18 protein-coding genes and 1 tRNA gene are annotated in these 16,153 nt (G+C 50.3%); 7 read left to right on the top strand and 12 right to left on the bottom strand.

Features of this window, described 5'->3' with window-relative positions; all coding sequences use genetic code 11:
• The first annotated feature begins 55 nt into the window (after positions 1-55).
• A complete protein-coding gene (locus V9K92_RS17050; RefSeq protein WP_337354499.1) occupies positions 56-1,072 on the top strand; it encodes a LacI family DNA-binding transcriptional regulator in 1,017 nt (338 codons plus the stop codon).
• On the opposite strand, the gene V9K92_RS17045 is transcribed toward V9K92_RS17050, so the two are convergent.
• On the bottom strand, positions 1,065-2,456 hold the full coding sequence (locus V9K92_RS17045) for a GGDEF domain-containing protein (protein ID WP_336439754.1): 1,392 nt from the start codon (positions 2,454-2,456) through the stop codon (positions 1,065-1,067). The genes V9K92_RS17050 and V9K92_RS17045 overlap by 8 nt on opposite strands.
• A 134-nt stretch (positions 2,457-2,590) precedes the next feature.
• Positions 2,591-3,094: a peptide deformylase gene (locus V9K92_RS17040; protein WP_337354498.1), complete on the bottom strand. Its 504-nt coding sequence runs from the start codon at positions 3,092-3,094 to the stop codon at positions 2,591-2,593.
• 220 nt (positions 3,095-3,314) lie between these two features.
• Between V9K92_RS17040 and V9K92_RS17035 the strand changes: the two genes are divergently transcribed.
• From V9K92_RS17035 to V9K92_RS17025, 3 genes are all read left to right on the top strand, one after another.
• Positions 3,315-5,447 carry a sensor histidine kinase gene (locus tag V9K92_RS17035; RefSeq protein WP_337354497.1) on the top strand — a complete coding sequence of 711 codons (2,133 nt, stop codon included), beginning with the start codon at positions 3,315-3,317 and terminating at the stop codon, positions 5,445-5,447.
• Between the two features lie 378 nt (positions 5,448-5,825).
• Entirely contained in the window at positions 5,826-6,353 is a 528-nt protein-coding gene (locus V9K92_RS17030) for a GFA family protein (RefSeq protein ID WP_337354496.1), read from the top strand.
• Positions 6,354-6,502: 149 nt separating this feature from the next.
• Positions 6,503-6,715 carry a hypothetical protein gene (locus V9K92_RS17025; RefSeq protein WP_115052490.1) on the top strand — a complete coding sequence of 71 codons (213 nt, stop codon included), beginning with the start codon at positions 6,503-6,505 and terminating at the stop codon, positions 6,713-6,715.
• A gap of 2 nt (positions 6,716-6,717) precedes the next feature.
• Here the strand turns inward: V9K92_RS17025 and V9K92_RS17020 are convergent, their stop codons facing one another.
• Together V9K92_RS17020 and V9K92_RS17015 are read right to left on the bottom strand one after the other, a co-directional pair.
• A complete protein-coding gene (locus V9K92_RS17020) occupies positions 6,718-7,320 on the bottom strand; it encodes a cysteine hydrolase family protein (RefSeq protein ID WP_337354495.1) in 603 nt (200 codons plus the stop codon).
• A 69-nt stretch (positions 7,321-7,389) separates the two neighbouring features.
• Positions 7,390-7,611, bottom strand: a complete 222-nt coding sequence (locus tag V9K92_RS17015) for a hypothetical protein (RefSeq protein ID WP_336439750.1) — start codon at positions 7,609-7,611, stop codon at positions 7,390-7,392.
• A 421-nt stretch (positions 7,612-8,032) separates the two neighbouring features.
• Between V9K92_RS17015 and V9K92_RS17010 the strand changes: the two genes are divergently transcribed.
• Positions 8,033-8,236 (top strand): hypothetical protein, encoded by a 204-nt coding sequence (locus V9K92_RS17010; RefSeq protein WP_337354494.1) that lies wholly within the window; start codon positions 8,033-8,035, stop codon positions 8,234-8,236.
• Between the two features lie 41 nt (positions 8,237-8,277).
• Here V9K92_RS17010 and V9K92_RS17005 read toward each other — a convergent pair whose 3' ends face one another.
• Together V9K92_RS17005 and V9K92_RS17000 are read right to left on the bottom strand one after the other, a co-directional pair.
• Positions 8,278-8,472 carry a hypothetical protein gene (locus V9K92_RS17005; protein WP_337354493.1) on the bottom strand — a complete coding sequence of 65 codons (195 nt, stop codon included), beginning with the start codon at positions 8,470-8,472 and terminating at the stop codon, positions 8,278-8,280.
• A gap of 36 nt (positions 8,473-8,508) precedes the next feature.
• Positions 8,509-8,847, bottom strand: coding sequence for a hypothetical protein (locus V9K92_RS17000; RefSeq protein ID WP_337354492.1), 339 nt, complete (start codon positions 8,845-8,847; stop codon positions 8,509-8,511).
• Positions 8,848-9,320: 473 nt separating this feature from the next.
• On the opposite strand from V9K92_RS17000, the gene V9K92_RS16995 reads away from it, so the two are divergent.
• Entirely contained in the window at positions 9,321-9,620 is a 300-nt protein-coding gene (locus V9K92_RS16995; protein ID WP_337354491.1) for a DUF982 domain-containing protein, read from the top strand.
• Positions 9,621-9,658: 38 nt separating this feature from the next.
• Here V9K92_RS16995 and V9K92_RS16990 read toward each other — a convergent pair whose 3' ends face one another.
• From V9K92_RS16990 to V9K92_RS16975, 4 genes are all read right to left on the bottom strand, one after another.
• Positions 9,659-10,132 (bottom strand): VOC family protein, encoded by a 474-nt coding sequence (locus V9K92_RS16990; protein WP_115053233.1) that lies wholly within the window; start codon positions 10,130-10,132, stop codon positions 9,659-9,661.
• A gap of 559 nt (positions 10,133-10,691) precedes the next feature.
• Positions 10,692-11,204, bottom strand: a complete 513-nt coding sequence (locus V9K92_RS16985; RefSeq protein ID WP_337354777.1) for an autotransporter outer membrane beta-barrel domain-containing protein — start codon at positions 11,202-11,204, stop codon at positions 10,692-10,694.
• 458 nt (positions 11,205-11,662) lie between these two features.
• Positions 11,663-11,739, bottom strand: a tRNA-Ile gene (locus V9K92_RS16980).
• Between the two features lie 98 nt (positions 11,740-11,837).
• Positions 11,838-12,893, bottom strand: coding sequence for a sugar-binding transcriptional regulator (locus tag V9K92_RS16975; protein ID WP_443094474.1), 1,056 nt, complete (start codon positions 12,891-12,893; stop codon positions 11,838-11,840).
• 132 nt (positions 12,894-13,025) lie between these two features.
• On the opposite strand from V9K92_RS16975, the gene V9K92_RS16970 reads away from it, so the two are divergent.
• Positions 13,026-13,766, top strand: a complete 741-nt coding sequence (locus V9K92_RS16970) for a hypothetical protein (protein WP_337354490.1) — start codon at positions 13,026-13,028, stop codon at positions 13,764-13,766.
• 1 nt (position 13,767) lies between these two features.
• On the opposite strand, the gene ptsP is transcribed toward V9K92_RS16970, so the two are convergent.
• Together ptsP and V9K92_RS16960 are read right to left on the bottom strand one after the other, a co-directional pair.
• The gene (gene ptsP / locus V9K92_RS16965) at positions 13,768-15,717 is read right to left on the bottom strand and encodes a phosphoenolpyruvate--protein phosphotransferase (RefSeq protein WP_337354489.1); all 1,950 of its coding nucleotides are present in this window, start codon (positions 15,715-15,717) and stop codon (positions 13,768-13,770) included.
• 38 nt (positions 15,718-15,755) lie between these two features.
• Positions 15,756-16,133, bottom strand: coding sequence for a PTS glucitol/sorbitol transporter subunit IIA (locus V9K92_RS16960; RefSeq protein ID WP_115052479.1), 378 nt, complete (start codon positions 16,131-16,133; stop codon positions 15,756-15,758).
• Positions 16,134-16,153 lie beyond the last annotated feature (20 nt).

Genomic DNA, 16,153 nt, shown 5'->3' with positions numbered 1-16,153 from the left:
TGAATGCAGTTATGTTGTACGCAAGCGTGTGCAAATCACGCTAAGGGAGGGCTTTTTGAGCAAGTCATTTGTCAGCGCTAATGACGTCGCACGTCATGCGGGCGTATCGCGATCAGCAGTTTCTCGCGCGTTTACGCCTGGCGCGAGCGTTTCAGAAGATACGCGCAAACGCGTCATGAATTCGGCTCAAATTCTGGGATACCACGTCAATCAGCTCGCGCGGGGCCTCATGCGCAGCGAAAGCGGTATTGTCTGTCTCGTCGTATCTGAAATGGACACGCCATATCGTGCACGGCTCGTTCGCGCTTTCTCTCACGAACTGCAAAAAGCCGGAAAAATATCAATGCTCATCAATACCGATCGTTCAGACGGCGGTGTTGATGCAGCTTTACGGCAAACATTGAACTATCGCGCTGATGCTTCAATATTGCTTTCGGGACTTCCTGACAAAGCGATCACAAAGCTGTGCCTCGACAGCGGACAGAGGATCGTTCTCATCAATCGCGACGATAACATTAATGGTCCTTTTCACATCAATCTCAACGACCATCAGGCAGCCAAGGTAGCTGTAAATGCCTTTTTAAGAGCGGGTTGCCGTGCACTTGCGTTTGTCAACTCAGAAGTGGGAACGCCGAGCCTGATGGCCCGGGAAAACGGCTTCCTGGCTGCGGCAGCAAGTTTTGGTCTCAATGTGACAGTTACCCGCCATGGTAATACGGTTTACGAGAGTGGCAGGCATGCTGCGCACTCCCTTCTAACCAGTTTTGACCGACCGGATGCCGTTTTTTGTGTCAATGATTTGATGGCGCTCGGATTTATAGATAGTGCCAGGCAAGATTTTGGCGTCCGGATACCCGAAGATCTTTGCGTGATCGGCTTCGACGACATTGAGCAAGCTAGCTGGTCTTCCTATGAACTGACCACTTTTGCTCAACCGATTGATCAAATCGTTCAGGCGAGCCTGTTGTGGTTGAGCGAAGCCGCCGATACCCAGAACGTCAAATCACAGACTTTCAAAGCTCCCCTGGTTTGGCGAAAAACCGTTCGAGGCAATCATCAGCAAGTTAGCTGAATGCTCCCCAAAGACTAACTCTCCCGCGTCCATTGCGTTTGGACTGGTAGAGTGCAGTGTCGGCCAGGTTCAAAAGATCGTCCGGCCCGGCGATTGCCGCTCTATTGTTTTCGTCAAGTATCGCTATACCGAGGCTAATCGATACCAATCCACTCGGGCTCGCCTCATGTTTAATTTTCATTGCAGTGACGGAATTAAGCATCTGAGTTGCGGTTTTCATCACCTCGTGCTTGGAAACACCGGATAAGAGCGCGGCGAATTCTTCACCCCCGAAACGAGCCAGCGATCCGCTTGTCTGTTTTACAACCTTGTTCAAGCTGCGAGCGACATGAATAAGACAGTCATCGCCTGCGAGGTGCCCGTAAAAGTCATTGTAGGTTTTGAAGTGATCAATATCGACCATTATCACGGCGAGATCCTTGTGGACATCATGAGCCTGTCCAAATGCTTGCCGCAAAAGATGAGCAAATTTTCGTCTGTTCGGCAAATTGGTGAGATGATCGCGCTCAGAAAGATTCCTGAGCTTGCGATTAGCAGCCAAGAGTTTCTCTTCGAGCTTCAATCTCAATTCGACCGTGCTCGAAAGTTGTTCTTCGATACGCTTTTGCATGCTGATGTCGACACTGGTCGCCAGCAGGCGCAACGGCGCACCGTTGGCGTCATATTCAACAATCTTGCCGCGACTTAATATCCAAGTATCGCCGCCATCAGGCCGTTTTACGCGATAGATTGCTTCAAAAAGCGGGTTCTTGCCACTGAGTGCATCATCGAATGCCTGGAGTGTGTGTGCCCGGTCGTCCGGGTGCAGAATGTCCCAGCCAACGCTTGGCTTTTCAGCCGCATTCGGGTCAAGCCCGAGTAGAATGCGATATTGTGGTGAGCGCCACACCTGGTTGGCTGGTATATTCAGATCCCATATCCATTGGCCGGCATTCTCAAGGGCATAGGCAGTCCGCTGTTCAGTTTCCTGCAACTTGCGGGTGGCCCGGCGTAATTCGGTAATATTGGTATAGGCAACTGAAATACCGGCAAACTGGCCCAGATCATTCATCACAGCAGCAGCAGAAACCATGAAGCTTTCTTCAGCGATCTCGACTTCACCATCCGCAATGACTTCTCCACTCTTGGCCGCTGCCAAGCCTTTGCGCAAAAGCGGAGCGTGGAGTGGAACAATGTCCTCTATGTTACGGCCAACAGCTATCTTGCTTTCCACACCTAGCAAGCGAGACAGTTGGTCATTGATCGTGACAATCAATCCATCTTGATTGAGGTAGCAAAGGCCGACCGGCACCCTGTCATAGACTGCTTCAATCTGAAGCAAACGATCACCACCACTTTCATTCGCTATATTGAAGGGTGATTGTCGCGACTTGCTGATTGGCATTGCTCTACTTCCACTTTGCAACCTCACATTGCCTAAAGAAGAAAGGTGCAGTCAAGAATAATACTATGTGATTGCGCCGATAGATTGTTCTAGATCAAATCAGCTACCCAATAGATCGCCACGGTGCCAGAAAATTATTCTATAATGTTTCCGATCTTACCGAAGCGCTTGACGATCCGATCCCGTCGCAATTTGGATAATCGATAAATCCAGAAAATCCCATCGAGTTGATCAATCTCATGTTGCAGACAAACTGCAAGCAGACCATCGGCGGCTTCCGTTTGCTCGCGGCCCGACAAGTCCTGATAACGTATCCGGATTGCAGCAGGGCGCTCTATGGATTCCGTGACGCCCGGCATGGAAATACTTCCTTCGTCATACCGCGCCGTTTCGCTGGACGACCATTCCACCATGGGATTAACATAAATTGATGATCCCGCCCCTCCAGGAATCTCTATAGCAATAACGCGTTCCAGCACACCAATATGAGGGGCAGCAATACCAATTCCAGGTGCCGCTCGCATTGCCTGCAGGAGATCATCTGCCAATTCCTGCAAATGTTGATTGAACTCTTTCACGGGCTTGGCAATCGCTCGCAAACCAGCATCCGGAAACGTTAAAACCCTTCTTCTTGTCAACGCAATTCTCCATTAGGCAGACGGGCGAGAGAGGTCATGAAATAACCTTTCTCGCCGCTATAGCGCAATGTCCTGCAGGAAGCTTGCTTTACAAGGGAAGCTGGGAGCGATAATCGAAATGTCGTCGCTCGGATAAATTTGAGCGGCACAAAGAGGCTGACGGATGCCGGGCGACAAAAGCATATTGAAACCGCAGGTATTACCCAAGGGCGCGTTAGGAATGACGCTCTTGGTTCTGGCGACCACGATCATCTCCTTTGTCGTCATGATGGGTATAACCGGAATTTCTCCGACGAAGACTGTTACGCAGGTCATCGTCGGGGCGAATGCTATATCAATTCTCGTGCTCATTTATCTGTCTTATGCAACGTTAAGAAAACTGATTTTTTTCAAGAGCAAAGAGAAGAATCGTGACCTGCATACCAGCATCACTATTATCTTTGCTCTGATTGCCTCGATTCCATCAATTATAGTTGCTTGCTTCTCGCTTATCGTTCTCGACAACCGGCTGAATTCTTGGATTAATCCCGAGAATAATCAGATCATCGACATGTCGATCAAAGCTGCGCAGTCTTATACCGAAGACAATGCCCAAAGCCTTTTGTCCACGACCTTATCGATGGTCATCGAACTTGATCAGCGCAGGCTGCTCTACAATCTTGATAGGGGCGCTTTTTCGGATTGGCTAACATATGACGCTGATCGCAATAATCTGCTGGGTGCCTCGCTCGTCAAATCCACGGGAGAAGTCGTCGTCAGCGCGCGATTGTTCAACGATTTGGTCTTGCCGGCGGTGCCCCTGAAAGCGATTAGCGGTGCAGCCGGTGATCGCCCAGTTTTGATTCCGCCAGGATCAACCAATCTTGTAGGGGCTGTGATCAAAACGCAGGCTCTGCCTGATCTCTACCTTTACACAATACGCTCGGTAGACTCGTCCGCCCTCAACAATATGCGTATTATGAACGATAATAATACGGAATATCAATTACTTGCCAGTAACAGGTCTAATACACAAATTGCCTATGCGCTCCTGTACACCGAGCTAACCTTGTTGCTTCTATTGACGGCTGTCTGGACAGGTATCGCTGTTGCAAATCGTGTCGTGCAGCCGATCCGCGCCCTTATTAGCGCAGCAGAAGAGGTGGCGACTGGCAATTTCGATATTTCCGTGCCTGTAAAAGGTTCCGACGGCGATATTGGAGCGTTGTCGCAGACATTCAACAACATGGTCGGACAGCTAAAAACCCAGCACGATGATCTCACGTCAGCCAAGGATGAGATCGACGAACGTAGGCGTTTTACGGAGGCGGTGCTATCGGGCGTCACCGCCGGTGTTATCAGCGTCAATGCAAATGGCGAAATTGCGGGTTTGAACCGCCCTGCTGAAAACATGCTTGATATCAATGTATCGGAAACCCTCGGTCAGCAGCTTACCTCGGTGTTTCCGGAGATCAGCGAAATCTTTGCTCTGGCCGGTATCAACGATCGATCATCAAGCCGCAGACAGATCAGCATTACCCGCAATGGCATTGCCCGCTCGCTTAATGTTCAAATAACGCGCGAAGATGCCGACGCCAAAAACGCTTCTTATGTCGTTACAGTTGATGACATAACTGATCTCGTAGCCGCCCATCGCTCGTCTGCCTGGGCAGATGTGGCCCGACGTATCGCACACGAAATCAAAAACCCGCTTACCCCCATTCAATTGTCTGCCGAACGCATCCGCCGCCGCTATGGTAGAGTTATTGTTGAAGATCGCGCAATTTTTGATCAATGCACCGACACGATTATTCGTCAGGTTGGTGACATTGGCCGTATGGTTGACGAGTTTTCAGATTTTGCTCGAATGCCAAAACCGGAATTCGTTACCACAAATGTAGTAGACGTGCTTAAAGACGCTTCATTCCTCGTGGAAATCACCAATAATCGCATCACATTCGAGCATGAGTTCGACGATGAGCCGCTTCTTGGCAATTTCGACAATCGCCTGCTCGGCCAAGCTTTCGGGAATATCATCAAGAACGCATCTGAATCAATCGATGCAGTACTTGAGCAAGGCATCATTGATCAAGGATACATTCTTGTTCGCGCAAAGGGCTCCGGCGCCTCAATCCTGGTCGAGGTGCTGGACAATGGTAAGGGATTACCCGCGGAAAACCGCCATCAACTGCTTGAGCCATACGTTACGACCCGAGAAAAAGGCACCGGACTTGGTCTGGCAATCGTTAATAAGATCATTGAAGACCATGGTGGCCATCTGGAATTGCTCGACGCGCCCGCAAACTTCCATGGCGGACGCGGCGCACTGATGCGAATGGTCTTTCCTAGACTTGTTGAAACCTCTGCGGCTTAAACTGCATCACGATCTTTCATGACGCACATCAAAATGTGATGATGTATTAGGCCCGTAAAAATTGAACAAGATTAATAAAATGATTATAGTTGCATCTCCGGTATCTGAAGCGCGAAAACAGTATTTCGCAGCCAAACGGAAACAGGATCATGAAATCGACCAACGACATTGGCGCTAGCCAAGGTAGTCACGTGATCGTTTGAGGACATTCTGGATTATCCAGTTTCGCTCAGGAGGAGTCGATATGATGCGGCACATAAAGCAAAATGGTGACCTTTCCAACGGCATAACCTGCTCCATGATTTTGTTCGGAGCTTTTGCAGTGATGGCAGTGCTCTTGGCTGTATAGACACCAGGAATAACGACATTAAACTCACCATGTTCGCTGAGCTCTGCTCTGGCGTAATGTCTGTTGCTGATCGATTGAAAAACAGAGGTCGGGCCGTGAGTGAACGTATCGAAACATGCTCGTGTTTTTGCGGAGATATCAAAGCGGAACTTAAGGGAGAGCCTTTCTGGGTTAATTTCGACCACGATGACGATTGCCGGAAGGCGATTGGCAGCCCACTCACTGTATGGGTTGGTTATCGGCCATCGCAGTTTCAGCTCCTTTCTGGTGAACTCAAAACCTTTTCCAAAACGCTTGGCATTGAGCGTAGTTTTTGTGGACGTTGCGGCACATCCATCGGATATCAAGACACCGGAATTGCCGACGAACTTTACCTTACAATAGGATTGTTTGACCGTCCCGAGAGGTTTCCGCCCTCCGTCCACGGGTATTGGAGCATGCATCTGCCCTGGGTGAAGTTTGACGATGATCTTCAAAGGATAGACACCTACACACGTGATCGTCATCCTGCCGTCGGCACGCCAGCAGAACGCATGGCAAAAGGCGAAAAAAGCTGAAACCCCAGCATTTGCCTCCAGATAATTGGCACCGTCGTCCCTCAAAAAAATGCCGGTTTACATGGCATTGATGTGGTACAAGAAAGCGGCCATGATTGCCTATAGACTTCATTCTTAACCAAGCGCAATCTCCGCTTGGAGGTGACATCATGGAACGCCTGGATCATAAATTGGACTGTAAAGACTGCGGCACCATCTATCTGAAAATTCCGAAAGATGTGCAAAACGACACGCCAATCTATTGCAGCACATGCGGGGTTTTGCTTGGGCGGTGGGAAGAGTTGGAACGGGACTTCAACCGGCAGGGCGGTCAGGACGGCGTCTTCAAAATGAATGATGGACAGATTGAACGCTTGGATTAGCATCACCAATTGCTTAAAATGACCTGCGTTTCTGCTGTCTCGACTTGAAGAGATAACCGTCCAGCATAAAAACCCTGCATCGCATCGTGAGCTTGATCCGACGAGCTGCAAACTGCGTCACTGACCAGAATTACCCTATAGCCCAGATCAACGCCGCCAAGAACAGTTGCCAAGACGCAGACATCCGTCTCTCCTCCCGAAATCAATAGCGTATCGACATTCGCCATCCGCAGCGTCTGGTGGAGTTGGGTAAAGTGCCAAGGAGAGTAAACGCTCTTATCAACGACGCGCGCTGGCGGAACAAATAATTCGAGTTCAGCGACCAGATTCACATCTTCAGGAGGAAGCTGGTCAAGCGTCATGCAACGCCATTTATTATAATACCGAGCCCAAGCTCCGCCCGAATTTTCCGGCGATAAAGGAGGTATGAACCTCGTAAACACTGTATGAGTAGGCCGCTTCTCAGCCAGCAGGCACACATTGGGTAAAACGCGCTCAAACCACGGCATCGCCCAAGGGCTCGAGCCTGTAAAAAGGCACTGCATATCCACACACAGATGCACAGTGTTTTCTCCGATAGGTCCGAATCTCAATCCCGAAGCCATGTCAACAATGCAGTGTAACGTTGAAGGACGTGGTTAAATTTGCGAACGCAGATCACGCTCAAATCAGCATCAGGCAGCGGAATGCACACGGCCTGAATTCCATTCGACAACCTCCTGACTGCCATCATCATAAACCACTGTTAGGGCTGTTTCCGAACTTGAAATGACTTTCGCCTGCCTCCACTTGCTATCGTCTGGGCAACCCGAGGCCAACTCGTGCCTGAGAATTTTCACATCATCCCCTTCTTTCAAAGAAGCTCTGTATTTCGAAACCAGATCTGGCTGTTCCATGATCAGTCCTCCCAGCTACTACAACCTTTTTATCGAGCAAGGGTTGCAGCCAAGGGAACTGATTCATCGCAGGAACCGTTTCCAACTCAGAGGTTTGCTCCTTCAACAAAATTCAGGTCATGGCTCGCCGACCGGAGCGCGCTGCTGCAATCGACGTAAGGTTAGGAAAAGGAGACGGGACGTGACAACAAGAATAGCTTGGATCTGCGCCGCTGTTGTCGTAATCGCGACGGCTGCATTCATTATTATCAATCCGCTTGAAAATCGCACGACCGGGCAACAACCATCACCGCATGCGTTAGATCAATCCGGGCAATAACGATAATTGAACCAATAGTCTTGCCTTCAAACCCGGCGTGCACCCTCTTGTTTTCCACTTGGCTACACGGTTAGATTGCGCTGTAACAAAGGGGGCAAGTTGATGATCGCCGCTTATATTGACGAAGTGATTATGTTTTGTGCCGGATTATGGATGACGGGTGTGGGCTTCCGCTATCTTTCATTTCCAGCTCCCGATCAAAGCGCCAAGAATGCTTGGCTTGCAAACATCGTTCCTCATTTCAAATGGATGGGACCTTTATTGCTAATAATCGCAATCGTTCTAGCGATTGCATCGCCAGCCTGACGCAGTTCCGGCTGAACGGATCTGACAGCATCTGCTTGAGACTACTTAGCTGGCGCTTGCCGATCACGTTCGTTTTCTTTTGCGCTTGATTTGAATGTGGCATCACCATCTTCCTTGCCGGACATAATTCGCGGGTTGGCGCTGGAGACCCCATCATTGTTCGCGCCATGCCGAGTTTTTGCAAACTGACCTTTGGCGTCTTTTTTCGGGTCATCCTTACCCAATTTTTCTGTCAACGTAATGTTCCTTTCGAGATCCATATCTGTTCAGCATCACTGCGGCGTGGCGCTTGGAGGGTTTGCTTGCGTTCCTCCACCAGTGCCGGTCTGCGGCCTGGCATTTTCGACTGGCGGATTGGTGGTGGGTTGATCGCCAGACGGAGGTGTTGCCTGATCGGAAGGTTTATTCTGACCGGCTGCAGGATTTTCTTGCTCGGTTATAGTTGCACTGTTGTCAGTACCTTCTCCGAACAATTCGGCACCGCCCCAAGCAATCAATGCAAGAAGCAGCCCGCCTATTAAAACATACAATATCGGCTTGCCCAGTGGGCCCTGCCTTGCCTCTTTCCCGGTTTCTTTCACATTATGGTTCGATGAGCGCGTATCGGTCATGACTGCCTCCTTCCGTTTGAAAGATGAACCATCGAAAATGATTATGGTTCCGACATGCCACACGCGGGGCGAACAGGATTGTCCTCTTTCGTTACTTCGACGCAACCGCTTTTCCAGCCCGCATTGGAAATGAAATTTGTACAAAAGTCTTGAAACCCTTACTTCTCAAAATTATAATTTACGCCATCCAAACAACCCAAAACCTACACCACGCTTAATCCGTGGGTGCAGTTTGTTATTCTTCAGGGAGTGGCAAAACATGGAAGGACTGACTCTAAAAACTACTAATCGCGTGGCTTCACCGGAGCTCCTTAAACAAATCAAGGCTCAGGTGGCTCGAGACTACGCACCGCCTGAAACCATCTCCCAAATCCTCCGCAAAGCCAAAGGTGGCTGTATGCGTCGCCGCATAAGGTTGGGAAAAGCCTGAGGTCAAAGCTCACGAACTCTCGGTTCCCATTCAGGAGGACTTGATGAACTCATATTTTGAAAGCCCGATCTTCGTAAAAGATGGGTCGATGATCGTTCAAGAAATCGCAACCCTCGATGAGGCGATCGAATTTTTGGACAATTGGCCGGAAAGAAATCGCGACCTCATTCATGAAACCGCGACGCGAATTTGCCATGAAGCATTCGATGGTCACAAACCGTTAAGTGTGGCCCACTCGGCATTCGAAGGTTTTGCGCGAAAGGCAAAAATCCTTGAAGATCCAGCTGCTGTGATGCCCTGGATCATGAAAGCAAAGCCGAACGGTGGTCTTATGACTGCCTGAGCATAAAGGACGGCTCCTGCCCGCTGGGGCCCTATTTATCAGCCTCGGCGGGCGGCTTCGATTGCGGCGACGTCGATTTTCTTCATATCCATCATCACTGCAAATGCGCGTTTAGCTCCATCGCCTCCGGCAAACAAAGCTTCAGTAAGTACTCGTGGCGTGATTTGCCATGACACGCCCCATTTGTCCTTGCACCATCCGCATGCGCTCTCTTGTCCGCCATTCCCTACTATTGCGTTCCAATAACGGTCTGTTTCTTCCTGATCATCCGTAGCGATTTGAAACGAGAAAGCTTCATTATGTTTGAATGCCGGGCCACCATTGAGACCGAGGCACGGTATCCCAGCGACAGTGAATTCAACAGTCAGTACATCTCCCTTCTCACCGGACGGAAAGTCACCGGGAGCATGGTGAATAGCTGTAACTGAACTGTCGGGGAAAATTTCTGCATAGAAGCGTGCAGCAGCCTCAGCATCCTTGTCGTACCAAATGCATATTGTGTTTTTGGCGATTGGCATCACTTATCCTCCCTGTTCAAGCCTATACTGCATACAGTGTAGAAGCTGATCAACAGGCAAAAGGCGTGCAGCAACCATCATGGCGCACACGCGACAAGATGTGCTCATCACCTGCATTTGAAATCGCCGGGCACGCGCTTGCAAATTCCTATGATGGCAGCGGTGATCAGCTACATTGATGGGGAGGTAAAATAATATGGATTGGCGATAAAGAAATAAAACCCGCCAAATGCAATGGCAACGAGGATAACAAAAAGCAGGGTCATGAATAATGCCTCTAGCAGCACAAATCTTGAAGATCGCTTTCTAGCTTGCATTATTGCCTCATTGCACCGGCGCTGATTATGCTCCGTCCAATATGTGAAAATTCTCAGATAGGCAACGCGCATTTTTGAGGCCTTCAAAGATGCGCCACGCCAATAGGTAATCAACGCTGAAGAGCCGAATTGCTCCGGCCCGCCAACATTATTCAAATCAAGCAATCAGAACTTCACCCTGAAGCCTGTTGTTCCGTTGACGCTATAGCTGTCGGCAAAATTGCTCAGGCTGGTATTCAGCGAAACCTCACCGAAGATGGAATATTTGTCATCGGCCCAGCTATAAGAACCGCCAGCACCGATGCCGCCCCCACGGCCGGTCTGTTTTCATTGGCAAAGTTCACACCAGCCACATCAACATCTGATCCATCAAGGAACTCATGGTACAGATTGGCAAGGCCGTGAACATTACTGCGCGCCATCCTGCCTGAAGCATCCTGCCAAGCGTTTTGATATTCAGCTGCAACTCCGACGCGCCCCTTAAGGCTCTCACTTCTGTCCATCGAGACTCGAGCGCCAAACGGGTCAGTAACGCTGTCAAAGTCCACGTTGGAATATGCCAGCTGCGCCTGCGGCGTGACTGACCAGTTTCCATCAAGGGCAATCCGCTTGCCTGTTTCAAGGCTCAGCGAATAACCAAAACCATCATTGTCATTGGCCAGGCTGCGTCCCAGCATATCGGAACCAATGTCGGTTTCATACCATGTGACTTGGACCTGACCATCAACATAGAAGCCGTTTTGCGCCAGCAGGTCAGCGTTCCGCCAAAGCCATATCCGTCCGTGTCAATCGAACCATCGCCGAATACTGAGGAAGCATTGGTTGAAACTTGTCCATAATGGACGGTGACGCCGCCCATCAAGATGCCGAATTCGGTTTCATGCAGCTTGCCGTCCAGCTCTGACTGCAATCGCCAACTATTATGGTCATAGTCGGAGCGTGTTGTGGAGGTGGGGGATCAATGCTTGAATGCGCTCCATCAATACGTGTCCAAACGGCACCACTGTCCGGATTTGCCCTCTAACGCTCATCATATAAAGGCATTAAAAGGCTTGTTGGGTGTGAATTACACTTAGGCGATGAAAGACTCTAACTCCGAGCAGAATTTATCAATCGGATATTGCGGGAGAGAGCTTTGAAAAGATCAAAGCCGACGCTTGGTAATCCAAAGCGCTATTCCATGGAAATCACTTGTCTAATGGAAAAATGGTGGGCCCGGGAGGACTTGAACCCCCAACCAAGCGGTTATGAGCCGCCGGCTCTAACCAATTGAGCTACAGGCCCCACCTGAGGCAGCGTTGCAAGACACGCAAGCCGTGCGGGGATCAATAACGGGAAAAATCCTGAATGCAATCCCCGACTTGCCAAACAGTCCAATTACCTCAACTTTTTCTAACAGAAATTTCGGTTCGCGCCGTTTCGCCATCGGCCAGCGCAAGCAATTGTCGGGCGCTTTCTTCATCGGTGATGAATACAGTTGGCCGAATGAGCTTCATAGCTCCATAAAGCGCATTGATCTTTTCCCGCCCGCCCGATGTAAGCACGCGCACCGGCACCCTTTGTATGGTGTCAATGCCGACAGACATGACGAGATCATGAACCGGGTGATCGACCAGATTTCCTTGCCTATCATAAAAATGGAATAACAGATCGCCAACCGCGCCTCTTTCAGCCAGTGAGGCTTGATGCCCTTCATTGAGAAACCCGATACGATAAGGTGTGCTTGATGCAGTTTCGATGGCGCCAACGCTGAGCAGCACCATATCCAGGTCTTCCGCCATTTCGAACACGCTTTTCAATCCGCATCGCTCAATGAGCGCGGTTCGGGTTTCAATGCTGTCCACCATTGCCGGAGCGGGGATAAGATAGCCTTCGCCCTGAAAAAGCTGGGCGAATTGCCATGCAAATTCCGCCGGATTGAATCGGCGCGGTTGGCTGATTCCACCCAAAAGCGAGATCACGGTGAAGTCTTCCAGCGCTCGCGCTTCAATGAATGAGAGCGTGCTGAGCAATGTGCGGCCCCAGCCCACCCCCACGCGCATGCCATTACTGACAACATCGGATAGATATGCGCCAGTTGCAGCGCTGATGGCAGGTATCGGATCGCTTTCCGCTTGGGACAAGGGTGCGATAATCACCTTCTCCAAGCCGAATTGCTGCTCTACTTCGCGCTCCAACGCGATGAGATCAGAAAGATAACCCTGGATACCGATTTTGACCTCATTGCGCGCCCTCGCCTCTGCCAGCATGCGCACAATTGTCACGCGTCCAACCCCGAGGACCTCGGCAATCTCGTTCTGCGTCATCTGTTCTATGTAATACATCCATGCAGCACGCATGCGCATCCTGCTGATTTTTGTATCAGGCTGGCCCACATCGAGCGCAGCTTTTTTCGGGCTGCCGGCAGCACTAGTCGGTCGCTTGCGTCGATCGGTCAATCATCTCCCCCCTATACCTGCAGGCAAATCACCTGCGTGGTCATTATTATACAACTCCACCAGAATGTTATTTAGCAAGCCAAGAAAAAAAGATACAAAGTCTTATCCACTTTCCTGCACGGGATTGCCAATATGCTACGGGACATTCACAACGATTTCGTCGTCAATCTTAAAGACAGGCTCCGAGATGTTCGCCATCTCATAAGAGCCAGTCGGCAAGATGTGAAATTGACGCCTCAAGAACTCCCGGAATTCATGCTCGATAAGGTCGCGCGGGTTTTGGATAAAGCGTTCACATCAGCAGAAACAGTGTCAATTTCGTTGATTTCACACGATCCGACTGCTCATTCAGGCGCTCCGGAGGCGCGTAGCTTGGCCGCCTACTTCTTTGAGAATGGCGATGCTGGCGAAGCATTGTTCTGCCGCGACGCTTATTACCTGACAAAATATCTTTTGAAGGCACTCCATGAATCCAATGCGCTCGTTCATGAAGCGGGCTTCGCATCCGTCCATGCCACCATGATTCGCCGGCATGCCACCTTGCTTTCCGCAACAAAAAGCGGTGATCCGAAGGCGATTGCAAATGCATGCGCCGCATTGGCTATTGAACTGCACGCGCGCTACCGGAGCACCGCTCTGTTCACCCAGCAGGCGACGGATCAAATGAGATCATTTTTGTGCTTCTCTGCACTCGCTTTAGCTATAGGTCTGGCAACATACTCAAATCATCAACCCGACGGGGAGAAGTTGGTAGAAACAACCTTATTGGCCTTACAGGCTCGCCCCGAAAAACTCGAACAGGCTATAACGGCACGGGATAAGCTTCACGCATTATCCGACCTGTTCGCCTTTCTGATACCACACCTGCCTTAAGCTAACCGAAGTCCTGTACGCATTTTTTAGCCCTTTGTATCGACGCAGGACTCATACTCAGCTCGGTTAGGCCCATTTTAATGAAAGTCGGGATGAGATCAGGACGGCCCGCTGCTTCACCGCACATTCCGACCATTATTCCCGCCTGAACACCGGCGGTGGTTGTCATCTCAATTGCGGTCATGACAGCCGGATGGGTTACATCATTCAACTTGGCAACCGTGGGATTGAGACGGTCAGCAGCCATGATATATTGGGTCAGGTCATTCGTCCCTATAGAGAAAAATGCCACTTCGCGTGCCAATGCCGGAGCGATCAATACGGCAGCTGGCGTCTCGATCATCACCCCCAAATCAAACAATGCATATTCCTGGCCCTCAGCTTTCAGTTCAGCAATGCACTCATCAATCAGCGCTCGCGTGGCATGCACCTCATCGATGCTTGAGACCATTGGCAACATGACTTTGATATTTCCCTTCGCGGAAGCCCGCAAAAGCGCACGCAGCTGGGGTTTAAACACATCGGGCCGATCAAGACACATGCGAATTCCGCGCCATCCCAAAAATGGATTATCCTCGTCAGGAAAATCAATGCCCGAAACGGCCTTGTCTCCGCCAATATCAAGTGTGCGGACAATAACCGGATAAGGTGCAAAAGCAGTGGCTAACGCTGCATAGGTTTCTGTCTGAAAATCTTCTGATGGCAGATGCATGTGCCGCATAAACAAAAGCTCGGTCCGGAAAAGCCCGACACCCATTGCACCGGCTTCCTGCGCTGCTTCAATTTCCTCAAGCGAGCCTATATTAGCCGCAATTTCGATAATCGTTCCATCTGCGCGTTTGGGAATGAAGTCTTTGAAGACGCTCAGCGCATGTTTCTCGGCTGTAGCTTCTGCGATTTTTCTTTGAAACCTTGCGACAATCTCCTGATCCGGATCTTCAAACACTTCGCCGCTATTACCATCGATTGCAACGGTGCCAATATTGCTTAGTAGTTGCACATCCGATCCAAGTCCGAGCACCGCAGGAACACCGTGCGCGCGCGCAATAATGGCCACATGCGAAGTAGCCCCTCCGCGGCCGCATACAATACCTGCAATGCGCTTCAAGGGCGCACGCGCCAAATCCCACGCCCCTATATCTTCGGCTATCAGGATTGATCCCTCTGGAATTGCATCCAAATTGACATCGTTTTGGCCAAGCAGAGCCAGGCATATCTGGCGGCCGACAGCGTTCATGTCGTCAGCGCGCGCGTTCAAATAAGGATCATCGATAGCAGCAAAATCTGAGGCTATTCTGGATGTCGTGCCAATCACGGCCGATATTGCATCCATTCCACTTTCAACAAGTGTTGTGGCACCGTCGACGAGATCTTGGTCACAAGCAATATCTTTTAGCGCCGCAATGATCCCTCTATCGCTTGCGGCAAGATTATCAATTTCAAGCGATGCATTCATGCGATCCTGCACTGTTGCAAAAGCCTGTTTCAACCGGGCGAGTTCGGCTGGTATGGCGTCTTTCGCGATTGTCCGGTTTTCCTGATCAATTACGGCCGGAAAAAAACCAAAGGCCTTCCCGATTGCCAAGCCTTCACTTGCCGCAACACCGCGCAGATGGCTGTGCGACACGGTGTTGTTTGCAACCGGCGCGACCTCAACCGATTTGATTTTTTCGGCTGTATTGATTTCAAATGTGCCTGAGTGTGGATTTTCGAGAAAGCCTATAAGCGCCTCAATGGCCTCGGCCGCATCTGCTCCAGTGGCACGAACAGTTATCTCGTCATTTTCCTTGACGCCAAGCAGCATCAACTTCACTGAGCTTTTCGCATTGATCGACTTGTCAGCCTTGATCAATTCGATATCGCATTCGAAACCTTTGGCAAGATTTACAAATCGAGTGGCTGGTCGGGCATGCAATCCATCATGCACCCGGACGATAGTCGAGCGTTCCATTCAATTCTCTCTTCGGTATTCGATGTGTTTTCCGACAATCAACCGATGGTAATTACGGTTCCCACTTTCAGGGCGGCTACAAGCCTGTCAGCTGATATTTCAGCAGCACAAATTTCCCCAGGTCGCTCCACCTTGCTGGCGCCATTAAAAGTAATAACAACATGGCCAATTTCCTTGACCTTTTGCCATGCATAATCACCCATTCCGGTAATCTTGGCGGAGATATCCCCAATCTGAATGACTGAGCCGACGGGAGGACTGGAATCAGAAGCCTCTGTTTCCGCAAGATGGAGAACGGAGACCTCGGCAAGCTCGGGAGGAGCGCCGTCGGCAAAAAGAATGACGACGCCTCCTTCCGCAAGATCCGCCACTTCAGGCCCGACGGCTGTTATCCGTGTTTTGAATTGGACTGACATAATGGCGAACCTCTATCTCT

The organism is Phyllobacterium sp. CCNWLW109 (genome assembly GCF_037203905.1).
In the GTDB taxonomy this organism is placed as follows: Bacteria; Pseudomonadota; Alphaproteobacteria; order Rhizobiales; family Rhizobiaceae; genus Phyllobacterium; species Phyllobacterium ifriqiyense.
The sequence above is the reverse complement of the archived record's forward strand: the minus strand, read 5'-3'. Positions and strand labels throughout refer to the sequence as shown.